Source organism: Streptomyces sp. CC208A (assembly GCF_030010625.1).
Classification (GTDB): Bacteria; Actinomycetota; Actinomycetes; order Streptomycetales; family Streptomycetaceae; genus Streptomyces.
The window spans coordinates 199904-218640 of the sequence record NZ_JASCXN010000007.1; the positions used below are offsets into that span (position 1 = coordinate 199904).

Below are 18737 nucleotides of genomic sequence, written 5' to 3' on the forward strand. Positions count from 1 at the left end.
ACGGGGCGGGCGGCGGCGGGACGAGTGGCTACGGGGCGGGCGGCGAGTCGGGTGGGGGGTCGGGCGGCGCGCCGCCGGGCGGGGTGCGTGGAGGGTCACGCGGTGGCCTCCTCGGAGTGCTCTTCGGGGCGCTCACCGGGATGGTTTCCGGCCGGGGGTGTCGGCGGGGGCCGGGGTGGGGCGGGCGGCGGCGATGACGGCCCACAGGACCCAGACGACGCCCAGGAGGAGTCGGGGCCAGGCGGGGCCGAGAGGGGTGCCGGGGATCATCAGGACGGCCTTGTCGAAGGCGTCGAGAAGGGTGAGGAGGCCGAGGGCGACCGTCGTCCAGGCGAAGGCGGGGCGGGTGGGCCGCAGGAGGAGGCCGGTGACGGTCCACCAGACGCCGGTGAGGAGGAGGGCGAGGGCGGGGACGTAGGTGGAGGTGAGGGTGAGGGTGGAACCGGCGACGTCGAGGGCGAGTCCGGCGAGGCCGGTGGCGAGGGCCGCGGCGGCGAGGCTGCGGGCGCGCAGGCGGCGCCACCAGAGGGCGGTGCCGACGAGGGCGAGGAGGACGGCGGCGGCGAGGGCGATCTGGACCTCGACGCGTTCCAGGCCGCGGGCGCCGTACCAGTCGCAGCCGGCGGGGAGGCGGCGCGCCTGGACGCTGTAGTCGGCGCAGACGAGGAGCTGGGCGAGTTTGACGGGTTCGCCGACGAGCCGGGCGCTCCCGCCGGAGACCTCGCCGCGGGCGGTGCCGCAGACGGGCAGGGTGCGGGGGCTGGAGGCGCCGGTGTCGTCCTGCCAGCAGTTGGCGCGGCCCTGGCCGTCCCACCAGACGTCGGTGCGGTTGGGGCGGGGGTTGCCGGCCTTGTCGGTGCCGAGGCGGTTGTTCGCGTAGCGGTTGTGGTGGGAGGTGTCGGCCTGCTTGCCCCAGGCGGACTCGCCGCGGATGAAGGCGGGGACGGCGTTGAGGTAGAAGCCGGTCCGTTCGTGGCCGTAGATCCAGTTGTCCTCGTAGAGGTTCCAGTTGCCGCCTGCGGTGATGATGCCGGTGCCGGGCGGCATGGAGATCTGGGGGCAGACGACGCCGTTCTCGTAGCCGCGTTCGGCGGGCGGCCTGGCGCAGGTGCCGTCGGCGACGTAGGGGTAGTAGTCCTCGTTGTTGTCGTGGATCAGGTTGCGTTCGAACCGGGCGTGGTTCTGCGGAAGCCCGGGGTGGCCGGGGAAGGCGGAGTCCATGGAGGCGCCGCCCATGTTGTGGTCGAACTCGTTGTCGTGGACCCAGACGGAGTCCCCGGCGGTGCCGGAGTAGCCGACCATGTTGTGGTGGCTGCGGCAGCCGGTGATCTCGATGGAGTAGCGGGGGACGTCGTAGCCGCGCCCGTCGTTGATGTTCGAGGCCGAGCCGGGGTAGATGCCGGAGTCGCCGTTGCCGTAGGACTCGCAGTTCTTGTAGAGGCCGTGGTCGGAGGCGAAGGTGAGGAAGCCGTACTCGTCGTTCCAGCGGGTGAGGACGTCGTCGATGACGAAGCCGTCGGCGGCGAGCACGTACAGCGAGTTGAAGGTGGTGCGCTGGGCGGTGAAGTTGCGGAAGTAGATGCCGTCCGACCCGTCGGCGCGGATGGCGTTGAGCTTGCCGTACTTGGCGTCGATGACGACGTCGAGGCGTGAGGCGCCGGTGCCCTCGATCTGGAGGTCCTTCTTGCCGAGGATCGCGACCAGGTTCTGGTTGTGCGGGCACTGGACCTGCTGCTCGTAGCTGAGGATCTGGTAGCCGAAGGAGGACGTCGGGGCCTCCAGGGAGGCGCAGGCGCCGGTGGGCGCGGGGAGCGAGGGCTCCTCCTCGTACAGGCCGGGCAGGATCGCGATGGTCATGCCGGGTCTGTCGACGGCGTCGACGGCCTGCTGGAGGTGACGGAAGCCGGAGCGGCCGCAGCGGGCGAAGAGCTCCAGGTTGCGGGCCTTGAGAGCGGCCGGGAAGGCGGCGATCCGGCGGTCGAAGTCGGCCCGGTCCGTCTTGCAGACGAGCAGGTCGGGTTCGCCCGTGCGGAGCTCCGGCACCGTGCCGGAGCCGTCGGGGAAGGTGACGGGCCGCTCCTCGTGCGCCTGGGCGACGGGGGCGGTGAACAGGGCCGCGGCGAGCACCGCGAGCACGACCGGGAGCACGGAGAGGAGCCTTCGGGTCCACGACATGGCCGCGAGAGTAGAGCATTGTTCATCTTTTTGACCCCGTCGTGCGGGCACCGATCCGGCGGACCCGCGCACCCGTCCCCGTTGACGGGAGCGGCGCGGAATCCTACGGTCATCCATAGGATTCCTTCGCGGGTACGACCCCGCGGGCTCAGGACAGGAGCGGGCGATGACGACCGAGCAGGCCAGGAAGACGGCCGAGGCGCTCACCTACAGCACCGGATTCGGCAACGAGCACGGTTCGGAGGCGCTCCCCGGCGCCCTGCCGGAGGGCCGCAACTCGCCGCAGCGCGCCCCGCTCGGGCTCTACGCCGAGCAGCTCAGCGGCAGCGCGTTCACCGAGCCGCGGGCGCACAACCGCCGCTCGTGGCTGTACCGGATCCGCCCCTCGGCGGCCCACCCGCCGTTCGTCCGGACCGACAACGGCGCCGTGCGCACCGCGCCGTTCACCGAGACCGTCGCCGACCCCAACCGGCTGCGCTGGAACCCGCTGCCGGACCCGGCGCCGGGTACCGACTGGCTGGCCGGTCTGTGGACCCTCGGCGGCAACGGCGACGCGACCCAGCGCACCGGCATGGCCGTGCACCTGTACCACGCCGACGCCTCCATGGAGCGGGTCTTCGGCAACTCGGACGGCGAGCTGCTGATCGTCCCCGAGCGCGGCGGCCTCCTGCTCCGCACCGAGCTGGGCCTCCTTGCCGCCGGCCCCGGCGAGGTGGCGCTGATCCCGCGCGGCGTCCGCTTCCGCGTCGAGCTGCTCGACGGGACCGCCCGCGGATACGTCTGCGAGAACTACGGCGCCCCGTTCCAGCTGCCCGACCTCGGCCCGATCGGGGCCAACGGCCTCGCCAACGCCCGGGACTTCCGCGCCCCCGTCGCCGCCTACGAGGACGTCGAGGGCCCGGTCGAGGTGGTCAACAAGTTCTGCGGCAACCTCTGGACGGCGACGTACGGCCACTCGCCGCTCGACGTCGTCGCCTGGCACGGCAACCACACCCCGTACGTCTACGACCTGCGCCGCTTCAACGTCATCGGGACGATCTCCTACGACCACCCCGACCCCTCCATCTTCACCGTCCTCACCTCCCCCTCCGACACCCCCGGCCTGGCCGGCGTCGACTTCGTGGTCTTCGCGCCGCGCTGGCTGGTCGGTGAGGACACCTTCCGGCCGCCGTACTTCCACCGGAACGTGATGAGCGAGTACATGGGCCTGATCGAGGGCGCGTACGACGCCAAGGCGGCCGGAAAGGGGGGCTTCGTGCCGGGCGGCGGCTCGCTGCACAACATGATGTCGGCGCACGGCCCCGACCGGGAGACCTTCGACAAGGCGAGCGCCGCCGAGCTGAAGCCGCAGAAGATCGACGACGGTCTGGCCTTCATGTTCGAGACCCGCTGGCCGGTGACGGCGACCGCGCAGGCGGCCGGCGCCGACCACCTTCAGCAGGGCTACGACGACGTGTGGCAGGGTCTGGAGCGTCATTTCCGGCCGTAGAGTCCTGCTTCAGCCCGTCCCGCCACGTCGTCGTACGGAGAACGCCGTGACCGCCTTCGCTCCCGACTCGCTGGTCCTGAACCGCAAGCTCCCGCTGTGGTACCAGGTCTCGCAGTCCCTGCGCGCCTCCATACTGGGCCGCACGCCCGACGCCCCGCTGCGGCTGCCCACCGAGGAGCAGCTCGCCGCCCACTACGGCGTCAGCGTGCTGACCATGCGCCAGGCCCTGAAGGAGCTGGAGGAGGAGGGGCTGATCAGCCGGCACCGGCGGCGCGGCACCTTCATCGAGCCGGGCGCCCGGCGCTCCACCCCGCGCCGGCTGCTCGGCTCGATCGACGCGATCGTGGCCCAGCAGTCCGGCGAGCGGACCACGGTCCTCGGCCACGGCCCGGAGCCGGTGCCCGGCGAGCTCGCCGAGTACTTCCCGGACGTGGCCGAGGTCGCCACCTACCGCCGGCTGCGCGCGGACGGCGAGAGCGGCGAGCCGACGAACTGGGCGGAGAACGCGGTCCGGCCCGAGTTCGCCGCCGCCATCGACCCGGCGGACCTGGCCCGCTGGCCGATGACCAAGGTACTCAGGGACGTCGTAGGGGTACGGATCAGCCGGATCACCGACACCGTCGAGGCCCGCCTGGCCGACCCGGAGACGGCCGACCTCCTGCGGGTCCCGCTCCTCTCCCCGATCCTCCACTACACCGGCGTCACCTACGACGAGGACGGCCGGGTCGTCGACGTCGCCCGCATCCGCTACCGCGGCGACCGCTTCTCCTTCACGGTGACGGTCGAGGCGCACTGACGCCGAGCCCGCGCGGCCGACGCTGGCCCCGTACGGACGGCGCTCGTTAGCATGCGGGGCGTGACGGAAGTCTTCCGAGCGCATGCCTCGCGACCACCCACCGTGGGGACGGACGAGGACACGCCCCTCCTTGACGAGCTGATGCCGTGGTCGGTGGCGCCGTTGCGGTTCGGGCGGGGGTGGGTCGTCGCGCCCGACGTCCGTACGCTGCGGGCCCGGTGGGGGCGGTTGGTCGCGGCGGAGGGGGACGAGCGGGAGGTGTTGTTCCGGCCGAGCCGGGCGCGTACGACGGGGACGGCGGTGGCGGCGCTGCCGGGGCAGCGGACGGGGACCGGGCGGTTCGCCCGTGAGACGGGGCCCTGTCCGGAGCCGGTGCGGGTGTTGTCGGGGCCCTTCGACGAGCAGTGGCTGCTGCCCGACCACCGGCTGATCGACACCGCCCGGCCCGAGCTGTGGCGGGTGGCGGGCGGGCCGCAGCTCTTCTTCGTGGAGCAGGGGTTCGTGCCGGGGGCGGCCGGGCCGCCGCTGCTGATGACCGGCGCGCTGCCCGAGGGGCGCTCCCCGGCGGGCCGGCCGGGTCGGATCAGGCCGCTTTTCCGGCGCCCCGGCGGCGAGGAGCCGAACCTGGCGCCGGGGCTGCCCGGCTTCCTCGACGACCGGTACGGGCGGGGTGCGGGCGGGCCGCTGGAGTGGGCGGCCTGGGCGGTGGCGGCCGCGGTGCCCTCCCCGGCCGGCTGCCGGGTGCCGCTGCCCGCGGACCGGGAGGTGTGGGCGGCGGGCGTGGCGCTCGGCCGCGAGCTGCTGGACATCCCGCTGCGGGGCGCGCTGAGCGGGACGAGGCCCCGGCTGCCGGGCGGGCGCCGGCCGTATGTGCGGGCGGCGCTTCCGGAGCGGCCGAGATCCCTGGCGTACGACTCCGAGGGCGAGGTGTTGAGCGTCGGCGACGGCCGGATCTCGCCGGTGCCGGAGGCGGCCTGGGAGTACCGGGTCGGCGGGGTGCGGGTCCTGGAGCAGTGGTTCGCCCGCCGGACCGCGCCGGCCGAGCCGGGCTCGCTGGAGGCGATCGGCCCGGCGGCCTGGCCGCAGGAGTGGACCTCCGAGCTCCTCGACCTGATCACCGTGCTGGCGCTGCTCGGCGCGCGGGAGGCGGAACGCGCCCCGTTCACGGCCGGCGGCGGTCCCGGGCGGGCGGCGCTGCGCGCGGCCGGCGTCCTGCCGGTACCGGACCGGGCCCGTCGGCCGGCCTCGGTGCTCGACCATCAGGAGGAGGGGCCGGAGGGCCAGTTCATGCTGGTGTGACGCCCCCGGCAGCCCCTCACCGGCGGCCCCTCACGCCGTCCCCGTGGCTCCCCCGGGGCGAAGGAGTCGAGGAGGCGGGCGATGGTCATCGCGAAGATCCTCCCCGTCGGCGGGGGCGGTGGACTCGGCGAGCAGTGCGGCGAGGTGCGGATAGCGTCCCGTGGCCGCCTGGCCGCTCAGGCAGGCGGGGCGCACCGCCTGTTCCTCCTCCTCGGACCAGGGGAGGCCGCGGGCGCGTTCGGCCGTGGCCTGCTCGTTGCGGACGGTGGCCATCACCGTGCCGTTGACCATCGCGATGAACGGACCGCTTCCGGGCCCTCCCGGTGAGCCGGGCCGCCGTGCCGCTCGCGCAGGTCCTCGCCGACCTCCTGGTCTGCGCCGCCGGCACCGTGGCACTGGTCCTGGCGGGACTCGCCATGGGCTGGCGGATCGAGGGCACCGCCCTCGAAGCACTGGCCGCCTTCGGCCTGTTGCTGCTCTTCCGCGCCGCGACGACCTGGGCGGGGATCCTGCTCGGCCTCGCCTCCGAGAGCGAGGAGGCGGCCGGTCAGCTCGGCAGCGCCGCCTTCATGCCGCCGCTGCTCCCGAACGCGTACATCCCGACCGACGGCATGCCGGGGTGGCTGCGGACGCTCGCCGGGTGGAACCCGATCTCCGCCGTCACCACCGCCGTGCGCGGCCTGTTCGGCGACGCGCCCGTGCCGGCCGGTGCCGCCTGGCCGGTGGCCCGTCCGGTGGCGGGCGCGCTGCTGCGGTCCCTCGGGCTGATCGCGGTCCTCGCGCCGCTCGCCGTCCGCCGGTACGCGCGCCGCTGAGCCCGCCGGGCCCGCGGCGTGACCCAGGTCCTGATGACAGGGCCCGGCCGGGCACGGTAGGCAGGCGGGCATGAGCTCTCAGCCACTTCCCCTGGAGGGGATCACGGTCGTCTCCGTCGAGCAGGCCGTCGCCGCACCCTTCGCCACCAGGCAACTCGCCGACCTCGGCGCCCGGGTCGTGAAGATCGAGCGCCCCGACGGCGGGGACTTCGCCCGCGGTTACGACACGGCGGCCCGGGGCCTGGCCTCGCACTTCGTCTGGTGCAACCGGGGCAAGGAGTCGGTGGCCGTCGACCTGAAGGACCCGCGCGGACTCGCCCTGGTGCGACGGCTCGTGGCGGGCGCGGACGTCTTCGTGCAGAACCTGGCGCACGGGGCGGCGGCCCGGCTCGGCCTCGACGCGGCCACGCTCTGCGCCGCGCACCCGCGCCTCGTCGCCGTGGACGTCTCCGGTTACGGGCCGGACGGACCGTACGCCCACCGGAGGGCGTACGACATGCTCGTGCAGTGCGAGACCGGGCTCGTCTCGGTCACGGGGACCCCTGAGGAACCCGTCAAGTCGGGGATCCCGGCCGCCGACATCGCGGCCGGGATGTACGCGTACTCGGGCGTCCTCGCCGCCCTCGTCCGGCGCGGCGGGACCGGCCTCGGCGGGCCCGTGGAGGTGTCGCTGTTCGACGCGCTCGCCGAGTGGATGGGGCACCCGCTGCACCACGGGGCGCACGGAGGTACGGCGCCGGCGCGCACGGGGCTCGCGCATGCGGTGATCGCGCCCTACGACGCCTATCCGACGGCGGACGGGGGCCTGGTGCTGCTCTCGGTGCAGAACGACCGGGAGTGGCGTCGGCTCGCCGAGCGGGTGCTGGGGCGGCCCGAGCTGGCCGACGACCCGTCCTTCGCGACGAACGCGGCCCGGGTCTCCGGCCGGGCCGCGACCGACGCCGCGGTCGGGGCGGCGCTCGCCGCGCTGCCGGCGGCCGAGGCGGTGGAGCGGCTGGACGCGGCCGGGATCGCCTGCGCGCGGCTCAACTCGGTGGCGGAGCTGGTACGGCATCCGCAGCTGGCCGCCCGCGACCGGTGGCGGCCGGTGGACTCCCCCGTCGGCCCGCTCCCCTCCCTGCTGCCGCCGGTCGTCTTCCCGGACGGCCCGGAAGCCCCCATGGGGCGGATCCCGGCCCTGGGCGAGTCCACGGACGCGATCCTGGCGGAGCTGGGCGTACCAGCGGCGGAGGTGGAGGAGCTGCGGGCGGCCGGCGTGGTGGCCTGAGCGGGGCGGGGGTGGGGACGACGAGGCGCCGGACGGGCGGGGACACGTCCGGCGCTCTCGACGTGTGGGTGGGTGCGCGCGGTGCGGACTAAGACTTGATCCGCGGTTCCCGAGGGAGGTGCGGACTGCATCCGGGCGGCTGGTCCGGGCGCTCCGGCGTGGTCGCCTCGCGGCGGCTCATCCGGGGTTACTCAGGGCCGTTCCGGAATTCGGGGAGCAGAGGCACGGCCTGGGCCGTACTGCCGCGCGATCCGTACCGGCGAGCCGGTGACGAACACGATGCGGTTGACTCCCACGGGCGCTCTTCTACGCCCACCCCGAAGGGCACGAAAACCTTACCAGGAACTGCGGAACATTTCTTAGCGGCGCGTGCCGAAGAGGGTGCGGCGCAGACGGCGGAGCGGGGCGAAGAGCGAGACCCGCGCGCGGTCGTGGCGGTTCTGGACGGGCACCTCGTGGCGACGCGTCGTCAGCTCCCGCATGAGCAGGGTCGCCTCGGCCACCTCGCGCTGCGGCACGGCGGGACCGCCGAGGACCGCGAGATGGCGGTCGAGGCGCGAACTCGTCGCACTGCTCCCGTAGGTGATGGCAGGCACACGCGGCCTGCTGCGCATCGTTATCTGTTCCATGTCTCTCCCCACCCGTACGAGGGCACCCGGCCCGGGCAGGTTAACCCTATCGCCCCACAGTGACACGCGTGTATCCCGCCGACGGGATTCACAGCACTCGTACGGGGGTTGACGGTCACTCTACGAATCCATCTGATTCCAGGGCGAGTTGGACAGGGTTCGAACACCTGCCGAACCGTCATGAACCATCCTGCGCCCCCGCCGCCCCCTTGCGGGAGCGGAGCCCGGTGTGATCTACGACACCGGACTCCGTTCGGGTGGGTCGCCACCCGCCGAAGGGGCGGTTACCGTGGGGACATGACGCTGATCGCGGGCCGCTACCGGCTGCTCGACGCCCTCGCGGAGGGCGCGGCGGGGATCGTCTGGCGCGCCAGGGACGAGGCGCTCGGCCGCGAGGTGGCCGTCAAGGAGGTGCACGCCCCGCCGGGGACGCCCGAGGCGGAGGAGCGGCTGCTGTACGCGCGGGTCGAGCGCGAGGCGCGGGCCGCGGAGGCGATCTCCGGCCCCGGCGTGGCGGCGGTGTACGACGTGGCCGTGGAGCACGGCCGGCCGTGGATCGTGATGGAGCTGGTCCGCGGGCTCACGCTGGCGGAGACCCTGGAGGCCGGGGGGCCGCTGCCGGACCGGGAGGCGGCGCGGGTCGCGCTCGGGGTGCTGACCGCGCTACGGGCGGCCCGGGAGGCCGGTGTCCCCTATCGCGAACTCGGCCCGGACCGGGTGCTGCTGGCGAACGACGGACGGGTGGTGGTCACGGGCGTGGCCACCGGGACCTCCGCGCCGGGCGACGCGCCGGACGCGCCGCCGCCGGGGCCCGAGGGCGACCTTCGGTCGCTGGGCGCGCTGCTCGGCAGGACGGTCGCCGATCCCCGGTCGGGGCCGCTGGCGCCGGTGGTCGAGGGCCTGGCCGACCGGGACGCGGGCGTGCGGGCCGGGGCCGTACGGGAGTTGGAGCGGGTGGCCGGAGCCGGGGAACGGCCCCGGGGCGAGGTGCCCGCGCGCGCATCGGGTCGGCCGGAGGATCGGAAGCACGACGGCGCGGATGAAGCGGCCGGTGTGCGCGGGGCGCGTACGGAGGAGCGCGCGGCCGCGGTGCCGGAGGGCACGGGGCCCCGGCGGAAGGGGCCCCGCCGGGGCGCGGTGATCGCCGCCGGGATCGCGGGGCTCCTGGTGATCGTGGGGGTGCTGGTCTGGCAGGCCGTCAGGGACGGGGATCGGGGCGCCGGTCCCGGCGGGGGCGGGGCGTCGAGCACCGCCCCGGCCGTTCCCGGCGCCGCGGGTACGGGTGCGGAGGAAGGGTGACCCGCCGCTACACCGCGCTTCTGAAGCTGGGCAGGTAGCCGCCCGACTGGCCGGAAGCCGTCGGGTGGTAGGAGTCGCCGATGCTGAGCCAGTTGAGGCTGTGCAGCCAGGACGAGCCGGAGCAGATCTCGTGTCCCGTGAAGGCGGGGACGACGCTGGCGAAGGCGAAGCCGTGGTCGGCGGCGCGCTTGGCGAGGGCGGCGTTGAGGTGGTCGGCGCCGCTGTTGATGGCCGCCCGCTCGGTCTCGCTGAGGCCGGCGATGCAGCTGCCGTTCAGCTGGTAGAAGCGGGGGTAGCCGAGGACGACGACGCGGGCGGACGGGGCCTTGGCACGAATGGCGTTGTATACGGCGTCGAGGCGGGCGGGGAGGGTCGAGTCGACGTACGCCTTCGCCTGGTTCACCCGGTTGACGCAGGTGGACTCCGACTGGAGCACACAGGTCGTCATGACGTCGGCGAAGCCCGCGTCGTTGCCGCCGACGGTGATCGAGACCAGGTCGGTGGCGGAGGAGAGCGGGCCGAGCTGCTTGTTGGTGACGTCGGTGGTGACGGCGCCGGAGCAGGCGGTGAAGGCGAAGGAGGAGGGGGAGTTGGCATTGGCCCACAGGCGCGGGTAGGCCTTGGTGGAGCGCTTGCAGTCGCCGCTGGCGCTGTCATAGCTGCCGGCGCCGACGCCGGAGGAGTAAGAGTCGCCGAGGGCCACGTAGTCGAGAGCGGCGCTCTCGGCGGCCTGGGCGGCGCCCGCCCCGGTCAGGGCGAGGACGGAACCGAGCAGGAGCGAGGACGCGAAGGCCGCGAATCGCGACAGTTTCATGAAACCTCCCTGTAGCAGGATCTCTGCGCTACCAGGAAGTAGCATCGGATCGGCCGCTCCGGAAGTGTTCATGTCAAAACTGACCCTGGAGAGTGAGTGAACATCTCTCAAGAACCGCCGGTTTCCAGCCACCTGAGGAACCGGAGGATCCTCTCCCGCTTTCCGGTCGAACAGGATCACGCCTCCCGTGCCCAACCCTGCACGGGAGTGCGACGCGACCCCACGCCCCCCTCTCGCGGAAACGGATTGATCACATCCGGTCCGGAAGAGGGCACTTACTGGCAGCACTCCTTCGCCAAAGTGCCAGAAACCGGGCCGCACCAGCGGGACTTGCCATACAGTCCCATTCATCAATACCGTCGTACATCTCACCCGCATCGGTCCATCAGCAAAGCGGCTCAGGGGAGGGCGCTGGTGTCGCGATGGTCCCGGAGCGGGGCGCGGTAGGGGGGTGCCGTGCTCGGTGCGGATCAGTGCGCCGAGTCGCGGGTACCGCGCGGCCAGTCATGCCAACTCGCCGTTCCCGCAAGGAGATCGCTTCCGTGCGGGGTCGACGAGAACCCCCCTTTCGCACCGGACACAGGACCGGGCCGCCCGTCCCTGGGCGGCCCACCGGACGAGAGGGAAACCGACCCATGAGCTCGTTCCTGCGCCCGCCCGCCACGGGCCATGAATTGACCGAGCCGAGTCGAATAGCGGCCCAGTACCGTGCCATCACATCGCATCTGGCGATCACTCCCCCGGTGAGTGTCGTCATTCCCGCGATGAATGAAGCGGAAAATCTTCCGTACGTGTTCAAGACTCTGCCGGAATGGATTCACGAAGTCGTTCTCGTCGACGGAAATTCGACGGACGACACCGTCGAGGTGGCCCGTCGGCTGTGGCCCGGCGTCAAGGTCGTCAAGCAGGTCGGAAAGGGCAAGGGCGACGCCCTGATCAGCGGCTTCGCCGCCTGCACCGGCGACATCATCGTCATGGTCGACGCCGACGGCTCGGCCGACGGCCAGGAGATCGTCTCCTACGTCTCCGCCCTCGTCGGCGGCGCCGACTTCGCCAAGGGCTCGCGCTTCGCCAACGGCGGCGGCACCGACGACATGACCGGTATCCGCCGCCTCGGCAACTGGGCCCTGTGCGCGCTCGTCAACCGGAAGTTCGGCGCCCGCTACACCGACCTCTGCTACGGCTACAACGCCTTCTGGCGGCACTGCCTCGACAAGATCACCCTCGACTGCACCGGCTTCGAGATCGAGACCCTCATCAACATCCGGGTCGTCAAGGCCGGCCTCAAGGTGCAGGAGGTCCCCAGCCACGAGTACCTGCGCATCCACGGCGTCAGCAACCTCAACGCCGTGCGCGACGGCATCCGGGTGCTCAAGGTGATCCTCAGGGAGAAGCGCGTCCCGAAGTCCGCCCGGCCACTCCGCCGGCCCGCCGCGCTCTCGGTCAACGTCCCCCGGGGAGAGGTCTCTTGAACGACCGCCCGACCCCGCCCCGCTTCTCGGTGGTGATCTGCGTCTACACGGAGGAGCGGTGGGGGGACATCCTCGCCGCCGTCGACTCCGTCCGGAAGCAGTCGCTGCCGCCGCTGGAGACCCTGCTCGTCGTCGACCACAACGAGCGGCTGCTGCACCGGCTCACCGAGGAGTACGCGGGAAGCACGGCCGGACCGGACGGCGAGGAGGTGCGGGTGCTCGCCAACGCGGGCCCCCGCGGCCTCTCCTCCGGCCGCAACACCGGGATCGCCGCCGCCCGCGGCGAGTTCGTCGCCTTCCTCGACGACGACGCCGTGGCCGAGCGCGACTGGCTCCACCACTTCGCCGCCGGCTACGCGGACCCGGCGGTCGTCGCCGTCGGCGGACGCACCCTGCCCGCCTGGGCCTCCGGCCGCCGGCCCGTCTGGTTCCCCGAGGAGTTCGACTGGGTCGTCGGCTGTACGTACCGGGGGCTGCCCCCCGGCCGGGTACGGGTCCGCAACGTGCTCGGCGGCAACGCCTCCTTCCGGCGCTCCGCCTTCGACGCGGCGGGCGGCTTCGCCACCGGCATCGGCAGGGACGGCGACCGCCGGCCGCTCGGCTGCGAGGAGACCGAGCTGTGCATCCGGCTGGCGAACGCCGTGCCGGGCGCGGTCCTGCTCATCGACGACCGGGCCGTCATCCACCACAAGGTGCCCGCCGCCCGCGAGCGCTTCGCCTACTTCCGCACCCGCGTCTACGCCGAGGGCCTGTCCAAGGCCCTCGTCGCCCAGAGCGTCGGCGCGGGCAAGGGCCTGGAGTCCGAACGGCGCTACACCACCCGGGTGCTGCCCGCCGGCGTGCTGCGCGGGACGCGGGACGCCCTCCTCGGCCGGGCGGGCGGCGCGGGCCGCGCCGGGGCGATCGTCACGGGCGTGGCGCTCGCCGCCGGCGGCTACGCCCTCGGCACCCTCCGCGCCCGCCGCGGCCGCTCCCCCGCCTTCTCCTGGGGCCCGATCACCCCGGCGGGCGCACCCCGGGAGGGCCGGGACCCGGCGGCGAAGGAGGCGCTCGCGTGAACGGCACCCCGGAGGGAGCGGAGCCCGTACCCGCTCCCGTACCGATCCTCATGTACCACGCGGTCGCCCCCGATCCGGCGCCCGCGACGCTCGGGCTCTCCGTGACGCCCGAGGCCTTCGCCGCCCAGATGGACCTGGTGGCCGCGCGGGGCCTCACCCCGCTCACCACCGCCGCGCTCGCCGCCGCCTGGCGGACCGGCGGGGAGCTGCCCGAACGGCCGGTGCTCGTCACCTTCGACGACGGGTACGAGGGCGTGCACCGGTACGCCCTGCCGGTGCTGGCGAAGCACTCCTTCGCGAGCACCGTCTTCGTCACCAGCGGCTGGCTGCCCGGCCGGCACACCACCGGCGGCGCCCTCGACACCATGCTCTCCTGGGAGCAGGTCCGCGAACTGGCCGCCGCCGGCACCGAGATCGGCGGGCACAGCCACAGCCACCCGCAGATGGACCAGCTCGACGCGCGGCGGCTGCGGTTCGAGGCGCTGCGCTGCCGGGAGCTCGTCGGCGAGGAGCTCGGCGGCGCGCCGGTCTCCTTCGCCTACCCGTACGGCTACTCCAGCCGGCGGGTGCGCGCCGCCGTCCGGGAGGCCGGCTTCGCGCAGGCCCTCGCGGTCGGCAACGCGCTCGCCCGCCACCGCCAGGGGCCGTACGCCCTGGAACGGGTCACCGTCCGCCGCTCCACCACGATCGAGGAGTTCTCCCGCCTCGTCGAGGGCCGGGCGATCGGCCGGAACTTCGCCGCCGACCGCGTCCTGACGAAGGGGTACGCGCTGGCCCGCCGGGCCCGGGGAGCGGTGCGCGGCCACTGGATCTGAGGGGCGCCAAAACCCCGTGCGCCGTCCGGGCGGTTGGCGGATCATGGCGGCATGCCAGAGACTCCCTCCGTACCGTCCGGGCCGCGCGAGGCGCTGCCGTTCGCGGTCGGCCTCGACGACAGCGACTCACCGGCCGACGTCATGGACGCGCTCCTCCTCGACCGGTTCACGACCGGGGAGCAGCCGCACGCGCACGGCGCCACCCTGGACCGGGTCAGGCCCGACGCGACCCTGCTGCCGCCGGGCGCCCGGGTGCTGTGGGGGGCCAAGGACGAGGACCGCAGCTCCGTGCTGGCCGCGGGCGAGGGGTGGACGATCCTCGCCTCCCGGTGGAAGCACCGAGCCGACGTCACGGTGACGGCGACCGACCCGGAGCTGGCCGCGCGGATCCTCGCCGAGGCGACGGACGGCGCCAAGGACGAGCCCGAACCGGAGCCCGAGGACGTCACGATGGGCTTCTGGTACCTGGCGCCGCAGCGCGGCCCGCGCCGGATGACCCGCCGGATCAGTGCGGACACCTGGGAGGGTGCCCGCCCCAACTACACGGCGCCGGTCGCCGAGTCGATGGACCGGCTGATGAAGCTGACGCCCGAGGACGTCACCGGGCGGCTCCTGCTGCTGCACGGCCCGCCCGGCACCGGGAAGACCTCCGCGCTGCGCACCCTCGCCCGGTCCTGGCAGGACTGGTGCCAGGTGGACTGCGTGCTCGACCCCGAGCGGCTCTTCAACGACATCGGCTATCTGATGGACATCGCCATCGGGGAGGACGACGGCACCGAGAAGGAGCGGTGGCGGCTGCTGCTCCTGGAGGACTGCGACGAGCTGATCCGGGGCGGGGCCAAGGAGGCCACCGGGCAGGCGCTGTCCCGGCTGCTCAACCTGACGGACGGTCTGCTCGGCCAGGGCCGCAACGTGCTGGTGGGGCTCACCACCAACGAGGACGTGGAGCGGCTGCACCCGGCGATCGTCCGGCCCGGACGCTGCCTGGCCCGGATCGAGGTCGGGCCGCTCACCCGGGCCGAGTCGGTGGCGTGGCTGGGCCGCGAGGACGGGGTGCCGGCCGAGGGCGCCACGCTGGCGGAGCTGTTCGCGCTGCGGCGCGGCGCCTCCCCCGCCGAGCTCCCCGAGCAGCGCACCCCCGCCCCCGGGCTCTATCTCTGAGCGGGCGGTCCGCCGGGGCCGTACCCCCGGCGGACCTTTCCTTCCGGTCACTCGGAGTCGTACGCGGCCCTCAGCGCGTCCCGTACGGCGGCCTCGGCCTCGTCCCGGGTGAGGCCCAGGCGGTACGCCTCCTCCGCGTACTGCGCGGCGGCGGAGGCGGCCCTGCGGCTGGCGGCGTCGCCGGCCGCCGCGACGAAGGTGCCGTGCCGGCCCCGGGTCTCGATGACCCCGTCGGCCTCCAGGGCCTTGTACGCCTTGGCGACCGTGTTCGCGGCGAGCCCCAGCTGCTCCGCGAGTCCCCGGACCGTCGGCAGCTTGTAGCCGACCGGGAGTCTGCCCGACCGGGCCCGCTCCGAGATCTGGGCGCGCAGCTGTTCGTAGGGGGCGGTGGTGGACTGGTGGTCCACGACGATTGTCAGTGTCACCCCGCCGATTCTGCCCCCACCCCGCCGGAAAATGGGAGGCGGCGGTGCGGCACCGGCCGTACCGTGCAGGCCCATGACTGTCATCGTCCGTGACGTACGGCCCGAGGACGCCGGGGGTTTCGCCCGCGTCCGGCGCGCGGCCCTTCCCTACATGCTGGCCACCGCCGAGCAGACTGCCTTCGCCTGGGCGCACGCCCACCCCGGGGCCCACTCCCGGCCGCTGGTCGCCGAGACGGAGGACGGCGGGATCGTCGGCACGGCCGAGGTCTCCCTCGCCCACGAGTCGCCGGAGCCGGGGATCGGCACGGTCAACGTGTTCGTGCACCCCGGGCACCGGGGCCTGGGGGCGGGCGGGCTGCTGCTGCGGTCCGCCGAGGAGCACCTGGCGGAGCGGGGCGCGACCACGCTCTACAGCTGGGTGCTCGACGCCCCGGGGAACCGGGCCTTCGCCGAGCGGCACGGATACGCGCCGAGCCGCGAGGCGTGCTTCCTGCGGCTGGACCTGACCTCGGCCGAACTGCCGCCCCTCCAGGCGCTCCCGCCGGGGGTGGAGCTGCGGACGGCGGCGGACTTCACGGACGATCCGCGGCCGATGTTCGAGCTGGACGCGGCGACCACCGCCGACGAGCCGGGTGACGTCCCCACCGTCTTCGACGACTACGCGTACTGGCTGGACTCCACCTGGGGCAACCCGCTGCTGGACCGGGAGCTGTCGACGGTCGCGGTGGTGGACGGGGTGCCGGCCGCCTTCACGGCGGCCCTGACCGACGGGCTGGGCCGGTACGGCTCGGGCATGACGGGTACGGCCCCCGGCTTCCGCGGCCGGGGCCTGGCGAAGCTGGTGAAGAACGACTCGCTGCACCGGGCGCGGGCGGCGGGCTGCACGGAGGCGTTCACCGGGAACGACGCGGGGAACGGGCCGATGCTGGCGATCAACGAGTGGTTCGGGTACACGATCGACGCGACCGAGGTGCGGTATGTCCGGACGCTCGGTTGAGGTGGCGCTGTGGAAGGCGGGCCGGCTGAAGATCCGCTATCCCGCCGAGGTGGTGACGGAGACGGGGACCCGGCTCTCGGTGCGGGCGCCGTGGGCGGCGGAGGGGGTGCGGGACTTCGGTTTCGTGCGCTTCGAGCCCGGTGACGTCTTCGTCGAGCACTACTGGACCGACCGCTGGTTCACCGTCAAGGAGGTGCGGTCGGCGGAGGGCGGCCTGAAGGGCTGGTACTGCGACGTCACCCGACCGGCCGAGATCGGGCCGACCGGGGTGACGGTCGAGGACCTGGACCTGGACCTGTGGGTGTCGGCGGACGGCAGCGAGGTGCTCCGGCTCGACGAGGACGAGTTCGCCGCGAGCGGTCTGACCGTCGCCGACCCGGAGGCCGCCGAGCAGGCCGTGACCGCCCTCGACGAGCTGGAACGGCTGGGCCGGCGGGGGCTGGTGGCGCTGCTCGGCGGGTAGGCCTCAGTGGTCAGCCGAGGACGACGTCGTGGTCCTCCACGGCGAGGAAGCCGGGGGTGGGCAGGCCCATGGGGCCCTCGGGCGTGAGCTGCATGAGGGTGGCCTCGACCCGGGCCTCGCCGGGCTGGTAGACGGGGTCCTTCACCACGGAGGCGTTGGTCCAGGTGCGGAGCAGCCCGTCGCAGACGGCCCGGGTGCCGCCGATCCCGGCGGACCGGTCCTGCTGGCGGAGGGTGGAGCTGACGAAGACCGGGCCCGCGCTGTCGTCGAGGCAGCGGTAGGTGCCGGAGAGGGTGACCTTGCCGTCGGCGCCGAGGAGGCCGGCCGGGTCGACCGTGACGAAGTCCGCGAGCCGTGCGGCCGGGTCGGCCGCGAGGCCGTCCGTCCCTCCCGCGTGGGCGAGGGGGGCGGCGGCCGCGGCGAGGAGCGTGGTGGCGGCGAGGGCGAGTCGGACGCGCATGGGGGGCCTTTCGGGGTGGGGGGAGGCTTCGCCCGCCAGGGATACCGGATCCGGCCGCTCCTTCTCCGAAACTCACTCCATCATCGGCGCGTTGGCCGATGCGTACCCCTATCGTCGTACCGTCCTACGCCCTGGCCGTCCGGGCCTTCGCACGGCTCCGGGGCGGCCGTTCCTGAGGAGACGCTTACTCCGGCCTTAAAGCGGTCCTAAGGATCGTCGTATCCCGTTCTTCCAGGGCTTTCTCACGGATTCCGGCGGCTAGCGTGCGGGCGTTCCCCCGTCCCGTCCTCGCGCACAGGAGCGTTCCCCTCATGAGCCCTCGCCGTACGACCGCCGTCCTCACCGTCTCCGCGGCGGTCGCCCTCGCCGGGTTCGCCGGCGCGGCCCCCGCCTCCGCGCACGGGTCGATGACCGATCCGGTGAGCCGGGTCGCGGCCTGTTACGCGGAGGGGCCCGAGTCGCCTTCGTCGGCGGCGTGCCGGGCGGCGGTGGCCGCGAGCGGGACGCAGGCCTTCTACGACTGGAACGGGGTGAACATCGGGGACGCGGCCGGGCGGCACCGGGAGTTGATCCCGGACGGGAAGCTGTGCAGCGCGGGGAACGACACGTACCGCGGCCTCGACCTGGCCCGTGCGGACTGGCCCGCGACGAAGCTGACGGCCGGGCCGCGCACCTTCCGGTACAAGGGCACGGCGCCCCACAAGGGGACGTTCGCGCTGTACGTGACGAAGGACGGGTACGACCCGTCGAAGCCGCTGGCCTGGTCGGACCTGGAGGAGCGGCCGTTCCTGACGGTGACCGACCCGGGGATGCGGGACGGCGACTACGTCTTCGAGGGGACCGTGCCGGAGAAGTCGGGCCGCCACCTCGTCTACTCGATCTGGCAGCGGTCCGACTCCCCCGAGGCGTTCTACACCTGCTCCGACGTGGTGTTCGGCGGGGAGAGCGGCGGTGGTGCGGCTCCGTCCGCCTCCGTCTCGACGCCCCCGTCGGCTTCACCGACCTCGCCGGCCTCGCCGGCCAAGCAGTCGACCAAGGAGCCGGCGACGGAGCCGACGGCCGAGGCGACGGAGGTCGGTGCCCCCGCGGCCTCCCCCGACGTCACCTCCGCCCCCGCCCCCGCCCCCGCCGCCACCGCGTCCGGTGCGCCCGCTCCCGTCCCCGCCGGCGAGTCGGTGGAGCTCGCCGAGACCGGCGGGGGCGGTGCCACTCCGTATCTCGTGCTGGGTGGTGCCGCCGTGTTCGCGGTGGGCGCGGGGGTGCTGTTCACGGCGGCGCGGCGGACGCGGGGGACACGGCGGGG

Annotated in this window: 18 protein-coding genes and 1 pseudogene; 13 read left to right on the top strand and 6 right to left on the bottom strand. The window is 73.8% G+C overall.

From position 1 onward, the window contains the following. Positions 1–132 precede the first annotated feature (132 nt). On the bottom strand, positions 133–2175 hold the full coding sequence (locus QK442_RS11345; protein ID WP_282693753.1) for a right-handed parallel beta-helix repeat-containing protein: 2043 nt from the start codon (positions 2173–2175) through the stop codon (positions 133–135). Between the two features lie 166 nt (positions 2176–2341). Between QK442_RS11345 and hmgA the strand changes: the two genes are divergently transcribed. The 3 genes from hmgA (at position 2342) to QK442_RS11360 (ending at position 5759) form a co-directional block, all read left to right on the top strand. Then, on the top strand, positions 2342–3664 hold the full coding sequence (gene hmgA / locus QK442_RS11350; RefSeq protein ID WP_282693754.1) for a homogentisate 1,2-dioxygenase: 1323 nt from the start codon (positions 2342–2344) through the stop codon (positions 3662–3664). A gap of 46 nt (positions 3665–3710) precedes the next feature. Further along, on the top strand, positions 3711–4460 hold the full coding sequence (locus QK442_RS11355) for a GntR family transcriptional regulator (protein WP_282693755.1): 750 nt from the start codon (positions 3711–3713) through the stop codon (positions 4458–4460). 141 nt (positions 4461–4601) lie between these two features. Further along, positions 4602–5759, top strand: coding sequence for a type ISP restriction/modification enzyme (locus tag QK442_RS11360; RefSeq protein WP_282693782.1), 1158 nt, complete (start codon positions 4602–4604; stop codon positions 5757–5759). Positions 5760–5789: 30 nt separating this feature from the next. On the opposite strand, the gene QK442_RS11365 is transcribed toward QK442_RS11360, so the two are convergent. After that, positions 5790–6050 carry a hypothetical protein gene (locus QK442_RS11365; RefSeq protein ID WP_282693756.1) on the bottom strand — a complete coding sequence of 87 codons (261 nt, stop codon included), beginning with the start codon at positions 6048–6050 and terminating at the stop codon, positions 5790–5792. Between the two features lie 11 nt (positions 6051–6061). Here QK442_RS11365 and QK442_RS11370 point away from each other — a divergent pair. Both QK442_RS11370 and QK442_RS11375 read left to right on the top strand, forming a co-directional pair. Next, positions 6062–6574 (top strand): annotated as a pseudogene (locus tag QK442_RS11370) (ABC transporter permease); the annotation flags it as partial. A 70-nt stretch (positions 6575–6644) separates the two neighbouring features. Then, the gene (locus QK442_RS11375; RefSeq protein WP_282693757.1) at positions 6645–7841 is read left to right on the top strand and encodes a CaiB/BaiF CoA-transferase family protein; all 1197 of its coding nucleotides are present in this window, start codon (positions 6645–6647) and stop codon (positions 7839–7841) included. Positions 7842–8200: 359 nt separating this feature from the next. On the opposite strand, the gene QK442_RS11380 is transcribed toward QK442_RS11375, so the two are convergent. Then, positions 8201–8470 (bottom strand): hypothetical protein, encoded by a 270-nt coding sequence (locus tag QK442_RS11380; RefSeq protein ID WP_282693758.1) that lies wholly within the window; start codon positions 8468–8470, stop codon positions 8201–8203. A gap of 297 nt (positions 8471–8767) precedes the next feature. Here QK442_RS11380 and QK442_RS11385 point away from each other — a divergent pair, with 297 nt between their 5' ends. Then, the gene (locus tag QK442_RS11385) at positions 8768–9769 is read left to right on the top strand and encodes a serine/threonine-protein kinase (protein WP_282693759.1); all 1002 of its coding nucleotides are present in this window, start codon (positions 8768–8770) and stop codon (positions 9767–9769) included. Positions 9770–9776: 7 nt separating this feature from the next. On the opposite strand, the gene QK442_RS11390 is transcribed toward QK442_RS11385, so the two are convergent. Next, the gene (locus QK442_RS11390; protein WP_282693760.1) at positions 9777–10583 is read right to left on the bottom strand and encodes an SGNH/GDSL hydrolase family protein; all 807 of its coding nucleotides are present in this window, start codon (positions 10581–10583) and stop codon (positions 9777–9779) included. A 635-nt stretch (positions 10584–11218) separates the two neighbouring features. Here QK442_RS11390 and QK442_RS11395 point away from each other — a divergent pair. Genes QK442_RS11395 through QK442_RS11410 form a run of 4 tightly spaced genes read left to right on the top strand, consistent with a single transcriptional unit; the run spans position 11219 to position 15089 of the window. Further along, positions 11219–12055 carry a glycosyltransferase family 2 protein gene (locus QK442_RS11395; RefSeq protein ID WP_282693761.1) on the top strand — a complete coding sequence of 279 codons (837 nt, stop codon included), beginning with the start codon at positions 11219–11221 and terminating at the stop codon, positions 12053–12055. Further along, complete coding sequence (locus QK442_RS11400; RefSeq protein WP_282693762.1) at positions 12052–13113, top strand: glycosyltransferase family 2 protein; 1062 nt, start codon at positions 12052–12054, stop codon at positions 13111–13113. Before QK442_RS11395 ends, QK442_RS11400 begins: the two co-directional genes overlap by 4 nt. Before the next feature lie 50 nt (positions 13114–13163). Next, positions 13164–13928 (top strand): polysaccharide deacetylase family protein, encoded by a 765-nt coding sequence (locus tag QK442_RS11405; RefSeq protein WP_282693783.1) that lies wholly within the window; start codon positions 13164–13166, stop codon positions 13926–13928. Between the two features lie 51 nt (positions 13929–13979). Beyond that, positions 13980–15089, top strand: coding sequence for a DUF5925 domain-containing protein (locus QK442_RS11410; protein ID WP_282693763.1), 1110 nt, complete (start codon positions 13980–13982; stop codon positions 15087–15089). 47 nt (positions 15090–15136) lie between these two features. On the opposite strand, the gene QK442_RS11415 is transcribed toward QK442_RS11410, so the two are convergent. Next, positions 15137–15514: a GntR family transcriptional regulator gene (locus QK442_RS11415; RefSeq protein WP_282693764.1), complete on the bottom strand. Its 378-nt coding sequence runs from the start codon at positions 15512–15514 to the stop codon at positions 15137–15139. Positions 15515–15587: 73 nt separating this feature from the next. On the opposite strand from QK442_RS11415, the gene QK442_RS11420 reads away from it, so the two are divergent. Together QK442_RS11420 and QK442_RS11425 are read left to right on the top strand one after the other, a co-directional pair. After that, positions 15588–16511 carry a GNAT family N-acetyltransferase gene (locus QK442_RS11420; RefSeq protein WP_282693765.1) on the top strand — a complete coding sequence of 308 codons (924 nt, stop codon included), beginning with the start codon at positions 15588–15590 and terminating at the stop codon, positions 16509–16511. Beyond that, positions 16492–16974, top strand: a complete 483-nt coding sequence (locus QK442_RS11425) for a DUF402 domain-containing protein (RefSeq protein WP_282693766.1) — start codon at positions 16492–16494, stop codon at positions 16972–16974. Before QK442_RS11420 ends, QK442_RS11425 begins: the two co-directional genes overlap by 20 nt. Positions 16975–16984: 10 nt before the next feature. Here the strand turns inward: QK442_RS11425 and QK442_RS11430 are convergent, their stop codons facing one another. Next, a complete protein-coding gene (locus QK442_RS11430) occupies positions 16985–17434 on the bottom strand; it encodes a DUF6299 family protein (RefSeq protein WP_282693767.1) in 450 nt (149 codons plus the stop codon). Positions 17435–17745: 311 nt separating this feature from the next. Between QK442_RS11430 and QK442_RS11435 the strand changes: the two genes are divergently transcribed. Beyond that, positions 17746–18737: lytic polysaccharide monooxygenase (locus QK442_RS11435; protein WP_282693768.1), on the top strand; the 992-nt coding region annotated here is incomplete at its 3' end.